Origin of the sequence: Limnohabitans sp. YIMB22184, from assembly GCF_048020265.1 — a bacterium.
Classification (GTDB): domain Bacteria; phylum Pseudomonadota; class Gammaproteobacteria; order Burkholderiales; family Burkholderiaceae_C; genus Limnohabitans_A.
Window position 1 is genome coordinate 444,586 of sequence record NZ_CP171843.1, and the last position, 19,574, is coordinate 464,159.

19 protein-coding genes are annotated in these 19,574 nt (G+C 61.9%); 8 read left to right on the forward strand and 11 right to left on the reverse strand.

What is annotated here, in order from left to right:
- Window positions 1-12: 12 nt before the first annotated feature.
- The 3 genes from ACHEXL_RS02080 to ACHEXL_RS02090 form a co-directional block, all read right to left on the reverse strand.
- Window positions 13-1,353 carry a sulfatase family protein gene (locus tag ACHEXL_RS02080; protein WP_416560403.1) on the reverse strand — a complete coding sequence of 447 codons (1,341 nt, stop codon included), beginning with the start codon at window positions 1,351-1,353 and terminating at the stop codon, window positions 13-15.
- Window positions 1,354-1,361: 8 nt separating this feature from the next.
- Window positions 1,362-2,336, reverse strand: coding sequence for a Bug family tripartite tricarboxylate transporter substrate binding protein (locus ACHEXL_RS02085; protein WP_416560404.1), 975 nt, complete (start codon window positions 2,334-2,336; stop codon window positions 1,362-1,364).
- Window positions 2,337-2,401: 65 nt separating this feature from the next.
- Complete coding sequence (locus ACHEXL_RS02090; RefSeq protein WP_416560405.1) at window positions 2,402-3,379, reverse strand: Bug family tripartite tricarboxylate transporter substrate binding protein; 978 nt, start codon at window positions 3,377-3,379, stop codon at window positions 2,402-2,404.
- 110 nt (window positions 3,380-3,489) lie between these two features.
- Here ACHEXL_RS02090 and ACHEXL_RS02095 point away from each other — a divergent pair, with 110 nt between their 5' ends.
- Window positions 3,490-4,014, forward strand: a complete 525-nt coding sequence (locus ACHEXL_RS02095; RefSeq protein ID WP_416560406.1) for a MarR family winged helix-turn-helix transcriptional regulator — start codon at window positions 3,490-3,492, stop codon at window positions 4,012-4,014.
- Window positions 4,011-4,511: a thermonuclease family protein gene (locus tag ACHEXL_RS02100; RefSeq protein ID WP_416560407.1), complete on the forward strand. Its 501-nt coding sequence runs from the start codon at window positions 4,011-4,013 to the stop codon at window positions 4,509-4,511. The genes ACHEXL_RS02095 and ACHEXL_RS02100 overlap by 4 nt, the downstream gene beginning before the upstream one ends.
- Window positions 4,512-4,616: 105 nt before the next feature.
- Here the strand turns inward: ACHEXL_RS02100 and ACHEXL_RS02105 are convergent, their stop codons facing one another.
- The 3 genes from ACHEXL_RS02105 to gpmA form a co-directional block, all read right to left on the reverse strand.
- The gene (locus ACHEXL_RS02105; RefSeq protein ID WP_416560408.1) at window positions 4,617-5,375 is read right to left on the reverse strand and encodes a HesA/MoeB/ThiF family protein; all 759 of its coding nucleotides are present in this window, start codon (window positions 5,373-5,375) and stop codon (window positions 4,617-4,619) included.
- A 30-nt stretch (window positions 5,376-5,405) separates the two neighbouring features.
- The gene (locus ACHEXL_RS02110; RefSeq protein ID WP_416560409.1) at window positions 5,406-6,857 is read right to left on the reverse strand and encodes a S41 family peptidase; all 1,452 of its coding nucleotides are present in this window, start codon (window positions 6,855-6,857) and stop codon (window positions 5,406-5,408) included.
- A 104-nt stretch (window positions 6,858-6,961) separates the two neighbouring features.
- Window positions 6,962-7,699 carry a 2,3-diphosphoglycerate-dependent phosphoglycerate mutase gene (gene gpmA / locus ACHEXL_RS02115; RefSeq protein ID WP_416560410.1) on the reverse strand — a complete coding sequence of 246 codons (738 nt, stop codon included), beginning with the start codon at window positions 7,697-7,699 and terminating at the stop codon, window positions 6,962-6,964.
- A 113-nt stretch (window positions 7,700-7,812) separates the two neighbouring features.
- On the opposite strand from gpmA, the gene ACHEXL_RS02120 reads away from it, so the two are divergent.
- The 4 genes from ACHEXL_RS02120 (at window position 7,813) to ACHEXL_RS02135 (ending at window position 10,092) form a co-directional block, all read left to right on the forward strand.
- A complete protein-coding gene (locus tag ACHEXL_RS02120) occupies window positions 7,813-8,214 on the forward strand; it encodes a rhodanese-like domain-containing protein (RefSeq protein ID WP_416560411.1) in 402 nt (133 codons plus the stop codon).
- Between the two features lie 17 nt (window positions 8,215-8,231).
- Window positions 8,232-8,492, forward strand: a complete 261-nt coding sequence (gene grxC, locus ACHEXL_RS02125; protein ID WP_090043552.1) for a glutaredoxin 3 — start codon at window positions 8,232-8,234, stop codon at window positions 8,490-8,492.
- Between the two features lie 125 nt (window positions 8,493-8,617).
- The gene (gene secB, locus ACHEXL_RS02130; protein WP_108286004.1) at window positions 8,618-9,079 is read left to right on the forward strand and encodes a protein-export chaperone SecB; all 462 of its coding nucleotides are present in this window, start codon (window positions 8,618-8,620) and stop codon (window positions 9,077-9,079) included.
- Window positions 9,080-9,096: 17 nt separating this feature from the next.
- Window positions 9,097-10,092 (forward strand): NAD(P)H-dependent glycerol-3-phosphate dehydrogenase, encoded by a 996-nt coding sequence (locus ACHEXL_RS02135; RefSeq protein WP_416560412.1) that lies wholly within the window; start codon window positions 9,097-9,099, stop codon window positions 10,090-10,092.
- 19 nt (window positions 10,093-10,111) lie between these two features.
- Here the strand turns inward: ACHEXL_RS02135 and ACHEXL_RS02140 are convergent, their stop codons facing one another.
- The 5 genes from ACHEXL_RS02140 to metG all read right to left on the reverse strand — a co-directional run bounded on the left by ACHEXL_RS02140 (window position 10,112) and on the right by metG (window position 15,867).
- On the reverse strand, window positions 10,112-10,969 hold the full coding sequence (locus ACHEXL_RS02140) for a segregation and condensation protein A (protein WP_416560413.1): 858 nt from the start codon (window positions 10,967-10,969) through the stop codon (window positions 10,112-10,114).
- Between the two features lie 63 nt (window positions 10,970-11,032).
- Window positions 11,033-11,239 carry a DUF3460 family protein gene (locus ACHEXL_RS02145; protein ID WP_108427602.1) on the reverse strand — a complete coding sequence of 69 codons (207 nt, stop codon included), beginning with the start codon at window positions 11,237-11,239 and terminating at the stop codon, window positions 11,033-11,035.
- A gap of 38 nt (window positions 11,240-11,277) precedes the next feature.
- Complete coding sequence (locus ACHEXL_RS02150) at window positions 11,278-12,957, reverse strand: SulP family inorganic anion transporter (protein WP_416560414.1); 1,680 nt, start codon at window positions 12,955-12,957, stop codon at window positions 11,278-11,280.
- Between the two features lie 39 nt (window positions 12,958-12,996).
- Window positions 12,997-13,734: a YoaK family protein gene (locus ACHEXL_RS02155; protein WP_416560415.1), complete on the reverse strand. Its 738-nt coding sequence runs from the start codon at window positions 13,732-13,734 to the stop codon at window positions 12,997-12,999.
- Between the two features lie 27 nt (window positions 13,735-13,761).
- Window positions 13,762-15,867, reverse strand: coding sequence for a methionine--tRNA ligase (gene metG, locus ACHEXL_RS02160; RefSeq protein WP_416560416.1), 2,106 nt, complete (start codon window positions 15,865-15,867; stop codon window positions 13,762-13,764).
- An 87-nt stretch (window positions 15,868-15,954) separates the two neighbouring features.
- Here metG and apbC point away from each other — a divergent pair, with 87 nt between their 5' ends.
- Complete coding sequence (apbC, locus tag ACHEXL_RS02165; RefSeq protein WP_416560417.1) at window positions 15,955-17,043, forward strand: iron-sulfur cluster carrier protein ApbC; 1,089 nt, start codon at window positions 15,955-15,957, stop codon at window positions 17,041-17,043.
- A 118-nt stretch (window positions 17,044-17,161) separates the two neighbouring features.
- Complete coding sequence (locus tag ACHEXL_RS02170) at window positions 17,162-19,573, forward strand: response regulator (RefSeq protein WP_416560418.1); 2,412 nt, start codon at window positions 17,162-17,164, stop codon at window positions 19,571-19,573.
- Window position 19,574: the final 1 nt, after the last annotated feature.

The window sequence follows — 19,574 nt, forward strand, 5'->3', positions numbered from 1 at the left end:
GCTGCCCTTTTTTCAGCGCTGGGGCATGTCTTTGTAGGAATAACCCAGGCTGATGGTGGCGTCTTCGGGGATGGCAGGCACAGTGGCATCCCAGGCTTCCCATGCGGTGCGCATGGCGTCCAAACGGGCAGGTTCGCGCTTGGCCAAATTGGCACGCTCGCGCTCGTCGGCCGGGATGTTAAACAGGTAGTCGTTGCCGTCCACCCGCAGGTATTTGTAGTGACCCATGCGCAGGGCGCGTTGGCCGCGGTGGTTCATGCGCCAGTACAGGGGCCGCTCGAACTGGTGCTTGGCGTCGCGCAGCACGGGGGCCAGTGACACGCCATCAAACGGATGGGCGGCATCGGCCTGGGTGCCGGCCAACTCCACCATGGTGGCCGACCAGTCCATGGTCATGCAGTGCTGGGTGGATGTGCCGCCGGGCGCGATGACGGCAGGCCAGTGCGCGATCCACGGCACGCGGATGCCGCCTTCGGTCAGGTCCATCTTGCCGCCCACCAGCGGCCAGTTGTCGCTGAAACGCTCGCCGCCGTTGTCGCTGGTGAAGACGATCAGGGTGTTGTCGAGCTGTCCGTTTTTCTTCAGCGCGTCCACCACCCAGCCAATGCCTTCGTCCATGTGGTGGATCATGCGGTGGTAGGTGTGGATGTTGCCGCCGTGCAGGTGGAACAGGTTGTCCTTGACTTCTTGGGCTAGCGCGTGGTCTTCGCGGGTTTCCCAAGGCCAGTGCGGTGCGGTGTAGTGCAGGCTCAAAAAGAAGGGCGTGCCCTGGGCAGCGCCGTGTGCCATGCGGTTCACGTAGTCGACTGCACGCTGCGAGAGCAGGTCGGTCAGGTAGCCGTCTTCGTGCTTTTCTTCTTCGTTGCTGTAGAGGTCGTGCGTGCCGTTGTTGCTGGCATGGGTGAAGTAGTCCACACCGCCCGACATGGGGCCAAAGAATTCTTCGTAGCCCGACTTGATGGGGCTGAAGTGGGGCGGGTAGCCCAGGTGCCATTTGCCGATCAGGGCCGTGCGGTAGCCGCTGGCTTTCAGCAGCGAGGGCAGTGTGGGGTGCGCGGGCGGCAGGCCCAGCACGGCACTGCCTTTGCTCTTGCTGTTGATGGGCTCGTCGGCCCCGCCACGCAGGCGGTACTGGTAGCGGGCGGTCATCAGCGCAAAGCGGGTGGGCGAGCACACCGGCGAGTTGGAGTAGCCCTGCGTGAACTTGAGGCCGTTGGCAGCGAGTTGGTCGAGCACCGGCGAGACCTTGCCAAACTTCGCGTCGCGGCCGCCGTAGCAGCCGAGATCGGCAAAGCCGAGGTCGTCGGCCACGATGAAGATGATGTTGGGGCGTTGGGGCATCGGGGTCGTCATGTGGAGAATCAATCGACTTTCATGCCCGTGGACTTGACCACGCGGCCATAACGCTGCGACTGATCGCTCAGGCGTTTGACGGCGTCCGGACCGATCAGGCCTTCGTAGAACAAGTCCATGCCCGCCAGCTGGCCTTGTGTGTCAGGGCGCTTCAAGGCGTCGGTGAAGGCTTTTTGCAACAGTTGCACCACAGGCTCGGGCGTGGCGGCGGGCACCATGGCCACGTAGAGCACTTCGAGTTCCAGGTCCTTCAGGCCGAGTTCGGCCACGGTGGGGATCTCGGGGGCCGAGCGGGAACGCTGGCGGCTGGTCACGGCTAGCGCAGTGATCTTGCCGGTTTTGACGTGCGGCAGCATGCCCGGTGTGGCCAGCACGCCTGCATCCACCTCGCCCGCCAGCACGGCCGTGACGGCCGGGGTGTTGCCTTTGTAGGGCACATGCTGGATCTTGATGTTCGCCGCGTCCATGAAGATTTCGGCGGCCAGGTGGCCGGGGCTACCGCTGCCTGCGCTGCTGAAGTTCAGGCCCTTGCCTTTGCCCTGGGCGATCAGGTCTTTGAGCGTTTTGAAGCCGGTGCTGGGGTGCGCCCCCACCAGCAAGCCCGAAGAGACCATGACCATGATGGGCCGCAGGTCAGCGGGCTTGAAGGCCATGTTTTTGTAGATGTAGGGGTTGACCGTGAAGGTGGTGTCGATGCCGAACAGCACGGTGTAGCCATCGGCCGGGCTTTTGGCCACAAAGTCAGCGCCGATGTTACCGCCTGCCCCGGGCTTGTTTTCCACCACCACAGGCTGTTTGGTCTGGCTGGTGATGAACTCCCCCACACTGCGGGCCAGAAAGTCAGCCGGGCCGCCTGCCGGGAAGTTGGTGACGAATTTGATGGGTTTGTTGGGGTAGCTTTGGGCCGATGCAGGAGTTGTCCAGGCGTAAGCGGCCAAAGCTAAACACAGCGCGGTGCGCCAAATGGGATTGGAGATGTTCATGGGAATTGAAGGAAGTGGATGCCCAGCTGCCGCAGCAGCTGGGGCGGGGGGAAACAGCCGATGCATCAGTCCAGTTGCACGCCCGTGGCCTTGATGGGTTTTTCCCAGCGGGCCAGATCGGTTTTTTGCGCGGCAGCCAGCTCGGCCGATGTGGAGCCAATCGGCTCGTAGCCCAGCTTGACCATTTTGTCTTTCATGGCCGCGCTGCGGGTGATCTTCATCATGGCTTTTTCCAGGCGTGCAAGGGCATCGCCTGTCAGGCCTGCGGGGCCATACATGGCAAACCAGGCCGTGGCCTCCATGTTCACACCCGACTCCTTGAGGGTCGGCACTTCAGGCACTTGCGGGTCGCGCTGGCTGCCGGTGACGGCGATGATGCGGACCTTGCCCGCCCGGTGCATTTCGGCGGTCTCGGACACCACGTCAAATTTGTAGCCGATGTGGCCACCGAGCAAGGCGTTGTTGGCGGGTGCACCGCCCTGGAAAGGCACATGGTTCAGGCTGATGCCGGCCGATTGCTCCATCAGCACGCCCATGAAGTGGGGCAAGGTGCCCGCGCCGGGCGTGCCATAGCTGGCATTGCCTGGGTCGCTCTTGGCTTTGGCCACCATGTCGGCCACGTTCTTCGCGTTGCTGGCGGGGCCGGAGACCACGCCAAACTGGAAGCGGGCGATTTGCGAGACGGGGGTGAAGTCTTTCACCGGGTCGTAGTCGAGTTTTTTATAGACGTGCGGAAACAGCACCATGGGACCGCTGGGCAAGACGATCACGGTCTGGCCATCGGGCTTGGCCGCCTTGACGGCGTTGAGCGCGATGCGCCCGCCTGCGCCGGGCTTGTTGTCCACGACGATGGTGCCAAAGTCCTCCCGCAGGGCGTCGGCCACCATGCGGGCCAGGATATCGGCAGAGCCACCCGGTGGAAAACCCACCATGATCTTGAGCGGTGGTTTGTCTTGTGCCTGCAATCCGGGCGAAAGCATGGCCAAAGACAGGGCGGCCAGCCCCAGCAGGCGGCGGGTGATTGGGCGGTGGGTTGATGGCATGAAAGTCTCCGAATAGGCGGGGCTCGGCTGTCCCCTGTTGAAAACGCAAGACAGAATGTAGTGCTCTGACTGACAATTGATCTAATCAATCAAACCCCGAGAAAACCCTGATGCCCTTGTCCCCGTCTCAACGCCTGGCTTCGATTGAGGACCTGCTTTTGTACAGGTTGGGTCGTTTGGCGAGCGTGGGCGGCGCCATGGTGGTGCGCCTGTGCGAAGGCGGTCATGGCATCACGCGGCGCGAGTGGGCCGTGATTGCTCAGCTGTACGAGGGTGGCAGCCTGCCCCCTTCGGTGCTGGCCGAGCGCATGCACCGCGACCGCGCCCGCACCTCGCGGACCCTGACTGCTTTGGTGGCCAAACACCTGGTCTTGCGCACCATCCCGGCCCATGACCGCCGCAGCGCCCTGGTCGGTCTGACCCCGGCGGGCCGGCAACTCTACGAAGCCTTGATGCCCCAGGTTCAGGCCATCAACAGCCAGATCCTGTCGGTGTTGCAGCCCGAGGAAGCGGTCCAATTGGATGAAGCGCTGGCGCGTTTGCAAGTGCGCGCCCAAGCCTTGCTGGCCGAGCGCAGCCCCGACCTGCCCAAAGCCAACCGCAGGCAGGGCCAGCGCGGCAAGGACGTGGCATGAGTCTTGGGCTTCGGTGGTTGCTGGCGTTGACGATGGGTCTGGCGCCCTGTGCCATTCATGCCGCCGAAACCTGGACAGGCTGGGTCAGCTGGGTCATGGATGGGGACACCGTCTTGCTGGTGCGTGACGGGCAGCACGAGCCCGTCAAGTTGCGTGTGGACGGCATCGATGCCCCCGAAATCTGTCAGCCCGGTGGTGCCGAAGCCCGCGACGCGATGATCCGTTTGGCCTTGCGCAAGCCGGTTCAGGTGCTCGATCTGGGCCAGGACAGCTATGGGCGGCAGCTGGGGCGTTTGTCGGTGGGCGGGGTGGACCTGGGGGCCGAGCTGGTGCGCACCGGCATGGCCTGGGCTTACCGCTTTCGGACCGGCAAAGGGCCTTATGCCCGTTTGCAGCGCCAGGCACAGACTCAAAAAATCGGCTTGTTTGCAGCAGCCGATGCCGCCATGTCGCCACCTGTGTTCAGGAAATTCCATGGCACTTGCCATGGCCTTTGAAGGGGCATGCGTTCGCGAGCAGGGGCTCGCTCCCACGAAGATTCCAGGCCTTCTCCGCTGTGGGAGGCCGCCCCTGCGGCCGAATGCTGGATTGCGCGCGTCTGTTCAGTCTTGGCGGTGCGCTGCACACACCGGGCAGGTCGGGTTGCGCTGCATGCGGATGTCGGTCCACGACAGCTCGCGGCCGTCGAGCATGAGCAATCGCCCGGCCATGTGGCTGCCCATGCCGCTCAAAATCTTGAGGGCTTCGGCCGCTTGCACCGTGCCGATGATGCCCACCAGCGGTGCGAACACGCCCATGGTGGCGCAGCGGGTTTCTTCGGGCTGGTGTTCTGGCGGGAAGATGCAGGCGTAGCAGGGCGCATCGGCCTGCGTGCTGTCAAACACCGAGACCTGCCCATCCATGCGGATGGCCGCGCCCGAGACCAGCGGTTTGCAGTGCACTACGCAGGCCAGGTTCACGGCTTGGCGGGTTTCAAAGTTGTCGCAACAGTCGACCACCACATCGGCCTGGGCCACCAGCGTGTTCAGCAGGGCCGCATCGGCCCGTTGCGAGATGGGGGTGACGTGAACGTCGGGGTTGATCTGGGCGATGGCCGTGCGCACCGACTCGGCTTTGGACTGGCCCACCCGGTCCAGCGTGTGGGCAATCTGGCGCTGCAAGTTGGTGGCGTCGACCTCGTCGTGGTCGACGACGGTGATGTGGCCCACGCCCGCACTGCCCAGGTACAGGCTGACAGGAGAGCCCAGGCCGCCTGCACCGATGATCAGGGCGTGCGAGGCCAGTAATTTTTCCTGGCCGTCGATGCCCAACTCATTGAGCAGGATGTGCCGCGAGTAGCGCAGCAGCTGCGCGTCATCCATGCGCTTTGTCCATGGTCGTTTCCATGGCGCTCAGTCTTCTTTCTTTTCGATCTTGCGCTCGGCCAGTGTGGTACTGGCCTTGACGGGCAGGCCTTTGAGTTGGTTCAAGGCCTGGATCAACTGGAAGTCCTTGTCCGAGCCGAACTCGGGCAAGCGCCGTTCGGCCACGGGCTTTTTGGATTCTTCTTCCAGCTTCTTGATCGCTTCTTCGCGGGCTTTCTCGCGGGCCGGGTCTTTCTTCTCCTCGGCTTCCTTGCCGTTGGAGAGGTGTTTTTCCAGATCGGCTTCGCGCGTGCGCAAGGCCGAGAAGACGTTGCCGTTTTCGGTTTCGTCCAGCATCACTTCAGGCACGATGCCTTTGGCCTGAATGGCGCGGCCATTGGGCGTGTAGTAGCGAGCGGTGGTGATCTTGAGCGCGGTGTCCGGCCCCAGTTGGCGCACGGTTTGCACCGAGCCCTTGCCAAAGGTCTGGCTGCCCATCAGGGTGGCGCGTTTGTAGTCTTGCAGCGCACCGGCCACGATTTCACTGGCTGAAGCAGAGCCTTCGTTGACCAACACCACCAAAGGCACTTTTTTCAGCGCACCACCCGTGGCCGCTGTCATGCGGGTGATGGGGTCGTTGCTGCTGTTGCGACGCCAGAACTGGGGCGTGGCTTTGTAGGTGAATTTGCTTTCCTCGAGCTGGCCATTGGTGGTGACCACCGTGACGTTTTCAGGCAGGAAGGCGGCAGACAAGGCCACGGCCGCGTCCAGCAGACCCCCGGGATCATTGCGCAGGTCGAGCACCAAGCCTTTGAGCTGGGGCTCTTGCTTGTACATCTCTTCGATCTTGCGGGCAAAGTCGTCCACCGTGCGTTCCTGGAACTGGGACACGCGAATCCAGCCGTAACCCGGCTCGACGATTTTGGACTTGACCGATTGGGTCTTGATCTCTTCGCGCACGATGGTCACCGGGAAGGTGCGGTTCTCGGACTTGCGCAAGATCGTCAGCAGCACTTTGGTTTTGGGCTCGCCGCGCATGCGTTTGACCGCCTCGTTCAGCGACAGGCCCTTGACGGCGGTGTCGTCGATCTTGGTGATCAGGTCATTGGGCTTGAGGCCGGCCCGGTCGGCGGGTGAGCCTTCAATGGGCGACACGATCTTGACCAGGCCATCTTCCTGGCTGATCTCGATCCCCACACCCACAAACCTGCCCGAAGTGCCTTCAGAGAATTCCTTGAAGCTTTTCTTGTCGAAATATTGGGAGTGGGGGTCCAGGCTGGCCACCATGCCGGAGATGGCTTCCGAGATCAGTTTTTTCTCGTCCACAGGCTCGACGTAGTCGCTTTTGACCATGCCAAACACGGCGGCCAGTTGCTGCAACTCTTCCAGTGGCAAAGGGGCCATGTTGCCGCGTGCCACGGTTTGCAGTGACACCGTGGTCAGCGCACCGGCCAGTGCCCCGACACTGATCCAGCCCGCGATCTTGAGTTTTTGTCCCATGTGCTTGTGTGTTCCCAATCAGAAGCGAGTCAATATACACCCGCCAGCAGGGTGAGCCGGCTGACCCGGTGCAAATGCCCTGTCAAGCCAGTGCGGATCGAAAATCAGGCTTTGCCCTGGCTGGCCACCGCGGCAGCGGCTTGGGCCGCAGCTTCGGCATCGCCCAGGTAGTAATGGCGAATGGGCTTGAGGTTCTCGTCCAGCTCGTACACCAGGGGGATGCCGTTGGGGATGTTCACACCCACGATGTCCTGGTCCGAGATGCCGTCCAGGTACTTGATCAGGGCGCGGATCGAGTTGCCGTGTGCGGCGATCAGCACACGTTTGCCGGCCTTGATGCTGGGGGCGATGCTGTCGTTCCAGGCGGGCAGCACGCGGGCCACGGTGTCTTTGAGGCATTCGGTCAGCGGCACGACATCGGGGCTAGGGTAGCGGCGGTCGTTGCGCTCGCAACGGGGGTCGGTCGCTTCCAGGGCGGGTGGCGGGGTGTCGTAGCTGCGACGCCAGATCAGCACCTGCTCGTCGCCGTACTGCTTGGCCATGTCGGCCTTGTTCAGGCCCTGCAGGCCGCCATAGTGGCGCTCGTTCAGGCGGTAGTCCTTGACCACGGGCAGCCAGGTGCGGTCCATCTCGTCGAGGGTGTACCAAAGGGTGTGGATGGCGCGCTTGAGCACCGAGGTGTAGCACAGGTCAAAGTCCCAGCCTTCGGCCTTGAGCAGCTTGCCGGCCGACATGGCCTGGCTCACACCTGTGGGGGTCAGGTCCACATCGGTCCAGCCGGTGAAGCGGTTTTCAAGGTTCCAGGTGGATTCGCCGTGGCGGATGAGGACGATTTTGTACATGTTGGCAAAGCAGCACAGGCTGCGAAAAACAGGGGGAAAGCCTCGCATTTTAGAATCTGGACTTGGCGGCTCGCTGACGGGCCGGTATTTTGTGGTTTACAAAGGTCTGATTCGTGAAATTTCTCCTCGACAACTGGATGCTCATCACCGTGGCCCTGGCCTCGGGTCTGGCATTGCTTTTCCCTGCTTTGAACAAAGGCCAAGGCCTCAGCCCCCAGGACATGGTGCAGCTGATGAACCGCGAAAAAGCCATCGTCATCGATGTTTGCGAGCCCGACGAATTCGCGCGTGGCCATGTGATCGGTGCCAAAAACCTGCCTTTGGGTCAGCTGGAAGAAAAATTGGCCCAGCTCGTCAAGAGCAAATCGTCCCAAGTGGTCATGGTTTGCCAGGTGGGGGCCCGTTCGGCCCGCGCGGCAGCCACGGCCCGCAAACTCGGTTTTGAGAACGTGCAGTCTCTGGCTGGTGGCCTCAAAGCCTGGCAAGCTGCCAGCATGCCCGTCGAAAAAGCCTGATACCCAAGGAACGCCCCATGCAAAACGTCAAGATGTACACCACCGCCGTCTGCCCTTACTGCGTGCGTGCCAAGCAGTTGCTCAAAGCCAAAGGCGTGGAGCAGATCGAAGAAATCCGCATCGACCTGGACCCCGCCCAGCGCGACCACATGATGCAGATCACAGGCCGCCGCACTGTGCCGCAAATTTATGTGGGTGACACCCATGTGGGCGGCTGTGACGACCTGATGGCACTCGACGCCAAGGGCGGCTTGGTGCCCTTGCTGCAAGCGGCCTGAAAACCCTTGGGGTTTTCACAGGTGGGGCAGCGCCCCAGGCCTGTTTCTGATCGCTGATAATTGACCTGTTACATCCTTGGGCGGTCCCCTGTGGACTGCCCGTATTTTTTCTTCAAGAGAACTTCATGACCGATACCGCTGTCAACACCGAAGCCCAATCCCCTGTTTTCCAGATCCAGCGCGTTTACCTGAAAGAGGCTTCGCTGGAGCAGCCCAATTCGCCCGCCATCTTGCTGGAGCAGCAGCAACCCAGCGTGGACATTCAGCTGGGCGTGGAAGCCACCCCAGTGGCCGAAGGCGTGTTTGAAGTTTGTGTCACCGCCACCGTGCACACCAAGATCGCCGACAAGACCGTGTTCCTGGTCGAGTGCAAGCAAGGCGGCATCTTTGAAATCCGCAACGTGCCCGAAGACCAGATGGGCGCGATCATGGGCATCGCTTGCCCGCAAATCGTGTACCCCTACCTGCGCGGCAACGTGGCCGACGTGATCACCCGTGCAGGCTTCCCACCTGTGCACTTGGCCGAGATCAACTTCCAGGCCATGTACGAGCAGCAGCAAGCCCAAGCTGCCGCCACACAGCAGTAAAACCTCACGCATTCGGCATGCAGATCACCGTCATCGGTGCAGGGGCCTGGGGCACCGCGCTGGCCATTGCGGCCAGCCGCCAGCCTGCGAACCGGGTGGTTTTGCATGCACGTGACGCGGCCCAGGCCCAGGCTCTGCAGCAGCGCCGCAACGAGCGTTACCTCCCCGGCATTGAACTGCCTGCAGCGCTGTCCATCGCGTCAGGCCCGCTCGATGCACTGCTGCGGTCTGCCCGTGCCGAAGACCTCTTCATCATCGCCACCCCCATGGCGGGCCTGCGCAGCAGCTTGCTGGCGCTGCAGGGCGTGCCCGCGTCTGTGGCCTGGCTGTGCAAGGGTTTTGAAGTGGGCACGGGCCTCATGCCCCACGAAGTGCAAGCCCAAGTTGCCCCCCAATTGCGGGCCGGAGCGCTGAACGGCCCCAGTTTTGCCCAAGAAGTGGCCCGCACCCAACCCACCGCTTTGGTGGCGGCCAGCCCCCATGCCTCTGTGCGCGACGCACTGGTCAAGGCCTTCCATGGCGGGGCGCTGCGTGTGTACGCCAACGAAGACATCGTCGGCGTGGAAGTGGGCGGCGCCGTCAAAAACGTGCTGGCCATTGCCACGGGTCTGTGCGATGGCCTGGACTTGGGGCTGAATGCCCGCGCGGCCCTCATTACCCGAGGCCTGGCCGAAATGACCCGCCTGGGCGTCGCGCTGGGCGCCAAGCCCGAGACCTTCATGGGCCTGTCGGGTCTGGGCGATCTGGTGTTGACGGCCACGGGTGACCTCAGCCGCAACCGTAAAGTGGGCTTGTTATTGGCCCAGGGAATGAGCCTGCAGCAGGCCGTGACCTCGCTCGGCCACGTGGCCGAAGGTGTTTACAGCGCCCGCACCGTTTGGCAGCGCGCCCAAAGTCTGGGGGTGGACATGCCCATCACCGAAGCAGTGGTGGCTTTGCTCGATGGCCGTCTGCAAGCCCGCGAGGCGGTTCAGGTGCTGATGGGGCGCGGGCCTCGGGGTGAGGCGGTTTGACGCGCAAGGTCTGAGGCTTTCAGTTCGGCGTGTAGGCCAGCCGAACGTAAATCGGTGCAAAAGCTTCGGCTTGGGTGATTTCGATCAGGGTTTCCTTGGCCAGCTCCAGCAGGGCGATGAAGGTCACCACCAACACGGGCACGCCCAGGGTGGGGTCGAAGAGGTTCTCAAATTCCACGAATTTGCGGCCTTGCAGGTGCTTGAGCACGATGCTCATGTGTTCGCGCACGCTCAGTTCTTCGCGGCTGATCTTGTGGTGCTGCACCAGGTTGGCGCGTTTGAGGATGTCGCGCCAAGCCATTTGCAACTCGTCCATGCTCACATCCGGAAAGCGCGGCTGCAGGCTTTGCTCGATGTAAACCTGGGCCTGCAGAAAATCGCGGCCGTATTGGGGAATCGCATTCAGCTCCATAGAGGCCAGCTTCATCTGCTCGTATTCGAGCAGGCGGCGCACCAGTTCGGCCCGTGGGTCTTCGGCTTCTTCGCCCTCGGCCACCTTTTTGGGCGGCAGCAGCATGCGCGATTTGATCTCGATCAGCATGGCCGCCATCAGCAGGTATTCGGCGGCCAGCTCCAGGTTGCGTTGGCGGATCTCGTCGACATAGGCCAAATACTGGCGCGTGACACCCGCCATCGGGATGTCGAGGATGTTGAAGTTCTGCTTGCGGATCAAGTAAAGCAGCAGGTCCAGCGGCCCCTCGAAGGCCTCGAGAAACACCTCCAGTGCATCCGGCGGGATGTACAGGTCGGTGGGCATGGAAAACAGCGGCTCGCCATACAACCTTGCCACGGCCACATGGTCGACCACCAGCGGCATGGACGCGGGTGTGTCCTGCGCCGATGCAGGCAATTCAGTGGGCGAGCTGGGATGGGTCATGGATGGGCCGCAGCCAAACGGTGCAGCGGGCGGCGTTGGCCCACTGCGCGTTCAGAGCCAGGTTCAGGAAGCCTGGGTTTGGTAGACGTAGGGCTTTTGGGCCACGCGGGCGCTCTTGAACGCCTGTTGTTCGTCACGGCTCAGCTGCTTGTCCCACAGCAGTGCGCGGCCTTGGCGTTGCTCGGCTTCCAGCTCGGGGCGCTGGGCCTTGAGTTGCTCGATGAACTGGGTGGTGTCGGACGTGTAGTCAGGGCGGCGAAAAATGGACATGAAGGGCTTTCAGGCGAGAAACAGTGTTGCCGTGGATTTTACTGGGCTTGCCTTGCAGCCAGGCTGACAGCCTGCTGGATGCCTGCTGGCAAATCTGGCGCCAAACGCCCTTCCAGGTGCTCCAGCAAGCCGCTGCGCCGGGCAATGTCCAGGGGTTGGTGCAATAAACCGCAAACGATCAACTGCACCTCTTTTCTGCGGCAGGTGTCGATCAGGTTCATCAAGGCGTCGGCACCCGACGAGTCGATGTAAATCACGTTCTTGAGATCCACCACCAGCACCGGGGTGCTGATCTTGTCTTCGATGTCTTCGACCAGCTTCACGGCACCGAAAAACAAGGCGCCATAGAGCCGCCAAGCCTGGATGGCGTGGTCGTGCCCGGCCAGGCCGGGGTGGTCCAGGCGGCTGACCGGCTCGCAGCGGCTCAGGCTGGAGATGCGGTAAATGAAAGTGAGGCAGGCAGCGACCAAGCCCACCTCGACGGCGACCGTCAGGTCAAACACCACGGTGAGGAAAAACACCGCCAGCAAGGTGACGCGGTAGGGCATGCGGTACTGGCGCAGGTGCAAAAATTCGCGCCACTCGCCCATGTTCCAGGCCACAAACATCAAGATGGCCGCCAGCGCCGCCAAAGGCACGTGCCCTGCCAGGGGCGCGGCCACCAGCACCACGGCCAGCAAGGTCAGCGCGTGCACCATGCCCGAAATCGGGGTGGTGCCGCCGCTTTTGATGTTGGTCACGGTGCGGGCAATGGTGCCGGTGGCGGGCATGCCGCCAAAGAATGGCGTCACAAAGTTGGCCACACCCTGCGCCATCAGCTCCTGGTTGGGGTTGTGGCGGTCACCGATCATGCCGTCGGCGATGCGGGCGCACAGCAGCGATTCAATCGCGCCCAAGAGCGCCAGGGTCAGCGTGGGCATGAGCAAAAAGCGGGCGCTGTCCCAGCTGAATGCGGGCCACTGGAAGCTTGGCAAGGCCGCTGGAATGCCCCCAAACTTGCTACCAATGGTGTCAACCGGCAGGTTCAGCAGCCAGGTGACCAGGGTGGCGAAGACGAGCGCGATGATGGAGCCGGGAATCATGCTGATGCTTTGGTAGCGTGTCTCGGCCAAACGGCGGCTCATGCGCAACCAACCGACCACCAGGGACAAGGAGGCCAAAGCCAGCAGCAATGCGGCCAGGTTGGCGCTGTGCAGGTTGTGTCCAAGGGCGTTCAGGATGCCAAAAAAATCAGCGGGCATGCTCACGATTTTGAGACCCAGCAAATCCTTGATTTGCGACAGCATGATCAGCACCGCGATGCCGTTGGTGAAACCGATCACCACCGCCACCGGGATGAAGCGGATCAAGGAGCCCAGCCGGAACAGCCCCATCAGGAGCAGCAGTACCCCCGACATGGCGGTGGCCAGGATCAGATTCGCCAGGCCATAGCGCTCGACGATGCCGTAGACGATGACGATGAAGGCCCCGGCTGGTCCGCCGATTTGCACCCGGCTGCCGCCCAGCGCCGAGATCAAAAAGCCCGCGATGATGGCGGTGAACAGGCCCGCTTCGGGTTTGAGTCCGGAGGCGATGGCAAAGGCCATGGCCAAGGGCAAAGCCACGACCCCGACAGTGATGCCAGCCCCAATGTCTTGGCTCAAGCGTTGGCGGTTGTAGCCATGCAAACTGTCGAGCAATCGGGGTCTGAAAAAATGGGTCGCTTGCAGCCAGTTCATGGGTTTCAGAAAAAGGGCATTCAGGCCGGGGTTTGAAAATTATGCGGCACGTTGTCGCAGGTCATCCAGCAAGGGGCGCAGGCTCAACAGCCACAGCAGCGCCGCCAAAGGCACCGTGGTCACATAACCGGCCTCTTTGAAACCGAGTGCGCCCACGAGTCCACCCAGAAGAAATGCCAGCACCAAGCTGGCCTGAATTTTCACGCGCTCGCGGTTCGCACGCACCAAGGGCACTTCGTGCAGGCGGTTGATGTACAGCCATTTGCCCAGCTCAATGCCCAGATCGGTCACCAGCCCGGTGATGTGGGTGGTGCGGATTTCAGCCTTAGAGATTTTGGTGATGACCGCGTTTTGCAGCCCCATGATGAAACACAGCAACACCACCGTGACCGGCACAAACAGCTGCGACCAGGCGGCGATGGCCGCGCCAAACAGCCCAAACACCAGCAAGGCCGCCGATTCCAGCAAGAGCGGCAGGCTGTAGCTGCTGCGCAGCTGCTGGCGCAGGCCCCAATTGACCAGGATGGCGGTGCACATGGCCCCCGCCACAAAGGCCATCAGGCAGACCACGCCTGCGAGCGCCAGGCTCACGCGGCCAAGCACCAGGTCATCGGCCACCGAAGACACGATGCCGGTCATGTGCGAGGTGTAGCTGCCCACGGCCAAGAAGCCGCCTGCGTTGGTGGCCCCGGCCACAAAGGTGAGCACCAGCCCCAGGCGCAGATTGGCCTCGGGGCTGCGCTGCACATCGGTCCATCCGCGGATCAGGGGGAACATGGGCAGCGTTTTTGCGGGCGGTGTCGGTCAGTGGATCCGCATGCCGGCTTGGGCGCCGGGCCAAGGCTGCAGCACATAAATGCCGGCATCGGTTTTGTCGTCGGCGTGGCTGGCGGCCAGCACCATGCCCTCGGACACACCAAACTTCATCTTGCGTGGGGCCAGGTTGGCCACCATCACGGTGAGTTTGCCAATCAGGTCTTCGGGCTTGTACATGCTGGCGATGCCGGAAAACACATTCCGTGTGCGACCTTCGCCCACATCCAGCGTCAGGCGCAACAGCTTGACCGAGCCTTCCACCGGTTCGCAGTTGACGATCTGGGCGATGCGCAAGTCCACTTTGGCAAAGTCGTCGATGCCGATCGTCGGAGCGATTTCCTCGCCGCCGGGAATGACTTTTTCTTCGACCACGGCGGGTGGCTCGAACAGGGCGTCGAGTTGCTCGGGGGTGACGCGCTGCATCAGGTGCTGGTAGGCGTTGATGCGGTGGCCCGCGCCCAGCAGGCTTTGGGCACTGGCAAAGGAGAAGGGCGCGACGTTCAGGAAGGCCTCGACCTGCGCGGCCAGTGCGGGCAGCACCGGCTTGAGTTGCAGCGTGAGCAGGCGGAAGGCTTCGATGCAGGCGGTGCAGGCGTCGTGCAGACGCGCCTCTTGGCCTTCTTGTTTGGCCAATTCCCAAGGTTTGTTCTGGTCCACGTAGGCGTTGACCTTGTCGGCCAGCAGCATGACCTCGCGCAGGGCCTTGGCGTATTCGCGCTCTTCGTACAAGGCGGCGATGCCGGGCGTGGCGCTTTGCAGTGCGGCCAGCAGGGCCTGGCCGTCGGCGCTCACCGTGCCCAGTTGGCCGTCAAAGCGCTTGGCAATGAAGCCGGCCGAGCGCGAAGCGATGTTGACGAACTTGCCGATCAAATCGCTGTTGACCCGCGCCATGAAGTCTTCGGCGTTGAAGTCGATGTCTTCGTTGCGCGCCGACAGCTTGGCGGCCAGGTAATAGCGCAGCCACTCGGGGTTCATGCCCAGGCTCAAGTACTTGAGCGGGTCGAGGCCCGTGCCCCGGCTCTTGCTCATCTTCTCGCCGTTGTTCACCGTCAGGAAGCCGTGCACGTTGACTTTGTTCGGCGTCTTGCGGCCCGAAAAGTGCAGCATGGCAGGCCAGAACAGGGTGTGGAAGGTGACGATGTCCTTGCCGATGAAGTGGATCTGCTCCAGATTCGGGTTGGCCATGTAGGCGTCGTAACTTTCGCCGCGTTTGTCCAGCAGGTTTTTAAGCGACGCCAAATAACCCACGGGCGCGTCGAGCCACACATAAAAGTACTTGCCTGGTGCATCCGGAATTTCGATGCCGAAGTAGGGCGCGTCGCGCGAGATGTCCCAGTCGCCCAGGCCTTCGCTGGTTGTGCCGTCGGGGTTGGTGCGCACGCTGAACCACTCTTTGACCTTGTTGGCCACCTCGGGCTGCAGCTTGCCGTCTTGTGTCCACTGGCTCAAAAAGTCGACGCAGCGCGGGTCGGACAGCTTGAAAAAGAAGTGTTCCGAGGTTTTGAGCTCGGGCTTGGCACCCGACAGGGCCGAGAAGGGGTTGATCAGGTCGGTGGGTGCGTAGACCGCGCCGCAGCTCTCGCAGTTGTCGCCGTACTGGTCTTTGGCGTGGCACTTGGGGCACTCGCCTTTGATGAAGCGGTCGGGCAAGAACATGTTCTTTTGCGGGTCAAAGAACTGCTCCACAGAGCGCACTTCGATCAGCGAGCCGCCGTCGGCTGCCGAAATGTCGCGCAGGTCACGGTAAATCTGGCGGGCCAGCTCGTGGTTTTCGGGCGCGTCGGTGCTGTGCCAGTTGTCGAACTGGATGTGAAAACCGTCCAGGTAAGGCTTGCGGCCCGCGGCGATGTCGGCCACGAACTGCTGGGGCGTCTTGCCCGCTTTTTCAGCGGCGATCATGATGGGTGCGCCGTGGGTGTCGTCCGCACCCACAAAGTTGACCTGGCTGCCCTGCATGCGTTGGAACCGCACCCAAATGTCGGCCTGGATGTATTCCATGATGTGGCCGATGTGGAAGTTGCCGTTGGCGTAGGGCAGGGCGGTGGTGACGAAGAGTTGGCGGGGCGCTTCTTGAAGACCGTTATGGGCAGACATGGTGGGACAGTTTGTAGGGGGAATCGGTGATTTTAGGGTGTGTGGGCTGTCTTGTCGGTAAACTCCGGCCCATTCTAGAAAGTGACCATGGCGACCACCGAACAACTCCTCCAGGCTCTGCAAGCCGTCATTGACCCCAACACGGGCAAAGATTTCGTTTCCACCAAAGTCCTGAAAAACCTGCAAGTCGAAGGCGGTGATGTGTCCTTTGATGTCGAGCTGGGCTACCCGGCCAAGAGCCAGATCCCGACCCTGCGCCAGGCCTTGATTGCTGCCGCCAAAGGCGTGGCGGGCGTGGCCAATGTCTCGGCCAATGTGACCAGCAAGATCACGGCGCACGCCGCCCAGCGCGGTGTGGCCCTGTTGCCGCAGGTGAAAAACATCGTGGCCGTGGCCTCGGGCAAGGGCGGCGTGGGCAAAAGCACCACCGCCGTGAACCTGGCGCTGGCGCTGGCCGCAGAGGGCGCCAAAGTGGGCCTGCTCGACGCCGACATCTACGGCCCCAGCCAGCCGATGATGATGGGCATCGAAGGGCGCCCCGAGAGCGAAGACGGCCAGACCATGGAGCCGCTGGAGAACTACGGCGTACAGGTCATGTCGATCGGTTTTCTGGTGAATGCCGACGAGGCCATGATCTGGCGTGGCCCCATGGCCACGCAGGCGCTGGAGCAGCTGCTGCGCCAGACCAATTGGAAAGAACTCGATTACTTGATCGTCGACATGCCGCCCGGAACCGGTGACATCCAGCTGACGCTCAGCCAGCGCGTGCCCATGACGGGTGCGGTGATCGTCACCACCCCGCAGGACATTGCCCTCTTGGACGCCAAAAAAGGCGTGAAGATGTTCGAGAAAGTCGGCGTGCCGATCTTGGGCTTGGTAGAAAACATGGCGGTGCACGTGTGCACGAACTGCGGCCATGTGGAACACATTTTTGGCGCAGATGGCGGCAAAAAAATGGCTGCCGAATACGGCATGGACTACCTGGGCGCACTGCCGCTGGACATGCAAATTCGCTTGCAGGCCGACAGCGGCAAGCCCACCGTGGTCTACGACCCCGATGGCGAAGTGGCCCAGATCTACAAGGCCGTGGCCCGCCAGGTGGCGGTCAAGATCGCGGCCAAGGCCAAGGACTTCTCGTCCAAGTTCCCGACCATCAAGGTCAGCAAAGACACTTGAGTGCGTGGGCCGACTGGCCCACCGGGCGGTCTTGGCTGGGCGCATCAGTACCGGCGCCCACTTTTTTATAAAACTTAGGTATTCGTTGCTATGATTCACTTTGTCATCAGGATACAAAGTGAATGCCCCCCAACGTTTGATCTGCTGGATTCGCCAGGTGCTGCTGCGCTGGCCCATGGAGTGTCTGGGTGGCGTGTTGATCGCCATGGGGCTTTGGGTGGTGGTCTACACCTACCAGTCGAGCGAGGCGATGGTGCAGCAGTACGCTGCCGAGAGCGCCCAAGCCCACGCCGCTTCGGTCACGCAATTTCGCAACTTCTACACCCAGGAATTGGTGCCCCGGGCTGTGAAGGGCGGCATGGCTGTCACCCACGATTACCAGTCGCGTGACAATGCCTTGCCACTGCCCGCGACGCTCACGATCGATTTGGGTCATTACCTGTCCAAGGTCGATGGTGGCACCCAAGTGCGCTTGTACAGCGACCAGCCTTTTCCCTGGCGTGTGGCCGAGCGTTCGCTGGACGATTTCCAGAAACAGGCCCTGCAGCACCTGAAGGAAAACCCCAACCAGCCCTTTGTGCGCGAAGAGATCATGAACGGCAACCGCGTCTTGCGTTTTGCACAAGCCGACCGGATGCTGGCCAATTGCGTGGCCTGTCACAACAGCTACCCGGGTTCACCCCGAACCGATTGGCGGGTGGGAGATGTGCGCGGTGCTTTGGAGGTGGCGCTGCCCGTTTCGCAGTGGCAGCTGGCCAGCACCGGTATGCTGAACCGCACTTTCGTGGTTTTGCTGGTGTTGTTGTTGCTGGGTTTCTTGTTGATCTGGTTCTCGGTCAAGCGCATTCGCATGGCCTTGATCACTTCACGCCATTTGTCCAGCGAGCGGCAAGTGGCCATCCGTCAGCTCAGCGAGGAAATTGCCGAGCGTGAACAGGTGGAGAGGCACCTGAGGCTGAGCGAGAGCAAGCTGCACAGTATTTTCAAATCGGTGCCTGAGGCGATCGTGGTGGCCAATGCGCAAGGCCACATCGTTCAGTGCAACGATGCCACGGCGGCCATATTTGACTATCCCATGCAGGCCCTGATGGGTCAGCGCGTGAACATGTTGATGGCCGAGGCCGAACGATTGCGTCACGACCAGGACATGGACCGTTACCTGCGCACGGGCGAGAAGAAGCTGATGAACCAGCCGCGGGTTGTGCAGGGCCGCAGGCGCGATGGCAGTTTGTTCCCGGTGCGCCTGACGATCAGTGAAACCCGTTTGGACAACGAACATTTTTTCATTGGGGTCATGCAGGATTTCACGGCCATCCAAAGAGCGCAAGATCTGCTGGTCGAGGCGAAGGAGAAGGCCGAACAGGCCAACCGCATGCGCGGTGAATTCCTGGCCAACATGAGCCACGAAATTCGCACCCCCATGAACGGCATTGTGGGCATGACCGAGCTGGCGCTGGACACCGCCGACGCCGAGCGACAAAAGGAGTATCTGGTGCTGGCCCGTGATTCGGCCAACCATTTGCTGCAAATCATCAATGAAATCCTGGACTTTTCCAAAATAGAAGCCAAAGCCCTGGAGTTGGAATTGCTCGAGGTCAGCCCTGTGCAGCTGGTGCGCCACACCGCCCGGTCCCTGGAGCAATTGGCCCGCGCCAAGGGTATCGATGTACGCTTGGAAACCGCCCCCGACATCCCCGAATTGCTGTGGATGGACCCGGTGCGCATGCGTCAGATCCTGACCAACCTGATCGGCAATGCCATCAAATTCACCGACGAAGGCGCGGTCACCGTCAAAACCGAAATCATGCCCGCCGTCGATGCCAAAACCGTTCTTTTGCGCATCAGCATCATCGACACAGGCATCGGTTTTGATCCCGAACGCACCGAGGCCTTGTTCAGCCCCTTCACCCAGGCCGATGGTTCGGTGACACGCTCTTTCGGTGGTACCGGCCTGGGGCTGGCCATCACGCGCAGCCTGTTGCAGCTGATGGGGGGCTACATCACGGCCGAAGGTCGGCCGGGAGAGGGCGCCACCTTTGTGGCCACCTTACCTGTGCGAAAGGTGGAGCCATCCAGCATGCAGTTGCTTGCACCTGTCAAACCGTCGGCGTCGCAACCGGTCGATGCCCATGGCATGACGTGTTCGGTGCTTCTGGTGGAAGACCATGAAATCAACCGCAAGCTCGCCGAGATCATGCTGCAGCGCATGGGCTACCGGTATGCGGTGGCCCCAGATGGCCAGCAGGCGCTGGATCGGTTGGCACAAGAGCGCTTTGACGTGGTCTTGATGGATGTGATGATGCCCGTGATGGATGGCCTGACCGCGCTGCGGGCCTTGCGTGCACGCGAGGCGGGGAGCGGCTTGCGCACCCCGGTGCTGATGGTCACAGCCCATGCCATGACGGGCGACAAGGAGCGATTCATCGCGGCGGGTGCCGATGGTTACGTGTCCAAACCCATGTCTCAGGCGAGCTTGAAGAAAGAGATTGAAGTCACTTTGGCCCGGCTGAAGTCTCAACGCTCGCCTTGAT

Coding starts and splice junctions, on each gene's coding strand:
- grxC (WP_090043552.1), top strand. CDS start 8,232: ATGCAAAACGTCAAGATGTACACCACCGCCGTCTGCCCTTACTGCGTG.
- apbC (WP_416560417.1), top strand. CDS start 15,955: ATGGCGACCACCGAACAACTCCTCCAGGCTCTGCAAGCCGTCATTGAC.
- ACHEXL_RS02140 (WP_416560413.1), bottom strand. CDS start 10,969: ATGACCCATCCCAGCTCGCCCACTGAATTGCCTGCATCGGCGCAGGAC.
- ACHEXL_RS02085 (WP_416560404.1), bottom strand. CDS start 2,336: ATGAACATCTCCAATCCCATTTGGCGCACCGCGCTGTGTTTAGCTTTG.
- metG (WP_416560416.1), bottom strand. CDS start 15,867: ATGTCTGCCCATAACGGTCTTCAAGAAGCGCCCCGCCAACTCTTCGTC.
- ACHEXL_RS02080 (WP_416560403.1), bottom strand. CDS start 1,353: ATGACGACCCCGATGCCCCAACGCCCCAACATCATCTTCATCGTGGCC.
- ACHEXL_RS02135 (WP_416560412.1), top strand. CDS start 9,097: ATGCAGATCACCGTCATCGGTGCAGGGGCCTGGGGCACCGCGCTGGCC.
- ACHEXL_RS02110 (WP_416560409.1), bottom strand. CDS start 6,857: ATGGGACAAAAACTCAAGATCGCGGGCTGGATCAGTGTCGGGGCACTG.
- ACHEXL_RS02100 (WP_416560407.1), top strand. CDS start 4,011: ATGAGTCTTGGGCTTCGGTGGTTGCTGGCGTTGACGATGGGTCTGGCG.
- ACHEXL_RS02150 (WP_416560414.1), bottom strand. CDS start 12,957: ATGAACTGGCTGCAAGCGACCCATTTTTTCAGACCCCGATTGCTCGAC.
- gpmA (WP_416560410.1), bottom strand. CDS start 7,699: ATGTACAAAATCGTCCTCATCCGCCACGGCGAATCCACCTGGAACCTT.
- ACHEXL_RS02155 (WP_416560415.1), bottom strand. CDS start 13,734: ATGTTCCCCCTGATCCGCGGATGGACCGATGTGCAGCGCAGCCCCGAG.
- ACHEXL_RS02145 (WP_108427602.1), bottom strand. CDS start 11,239: ATGTCCATTTTTCGCCGCCCTGACTACACGTCCGACACCACCCAGTTC.
- ACHEXL_RS02090 (WP_416560405.1), bottom strand. CDS start 3,379: ATGCCATCAACCCACCGCCCAATCACCCGCCGCCTGCTGGGGCTGGCC.
- secB (WP_108286004.1), top strand. CDS start 8,618: ATGACCGATACCGCTGTCAACACCGAAGCCCAATCCCCTGTTTTCCAG.
- ACHEXL_RS02095 (WP_416560406.1), top strand. CDS start 3,490: ATGCCCTTGTCCCCGTCTCAACGCCTGGCTTCGATTGAGGACCTGCTT.
- ACHEXL_RS02105 (WP_416560408.1), bottom strand. CDS start 5,375: ATGGATGACGCGCAGCTGCTGCGCTACTCGCGGCACATCCTGCTCAAT.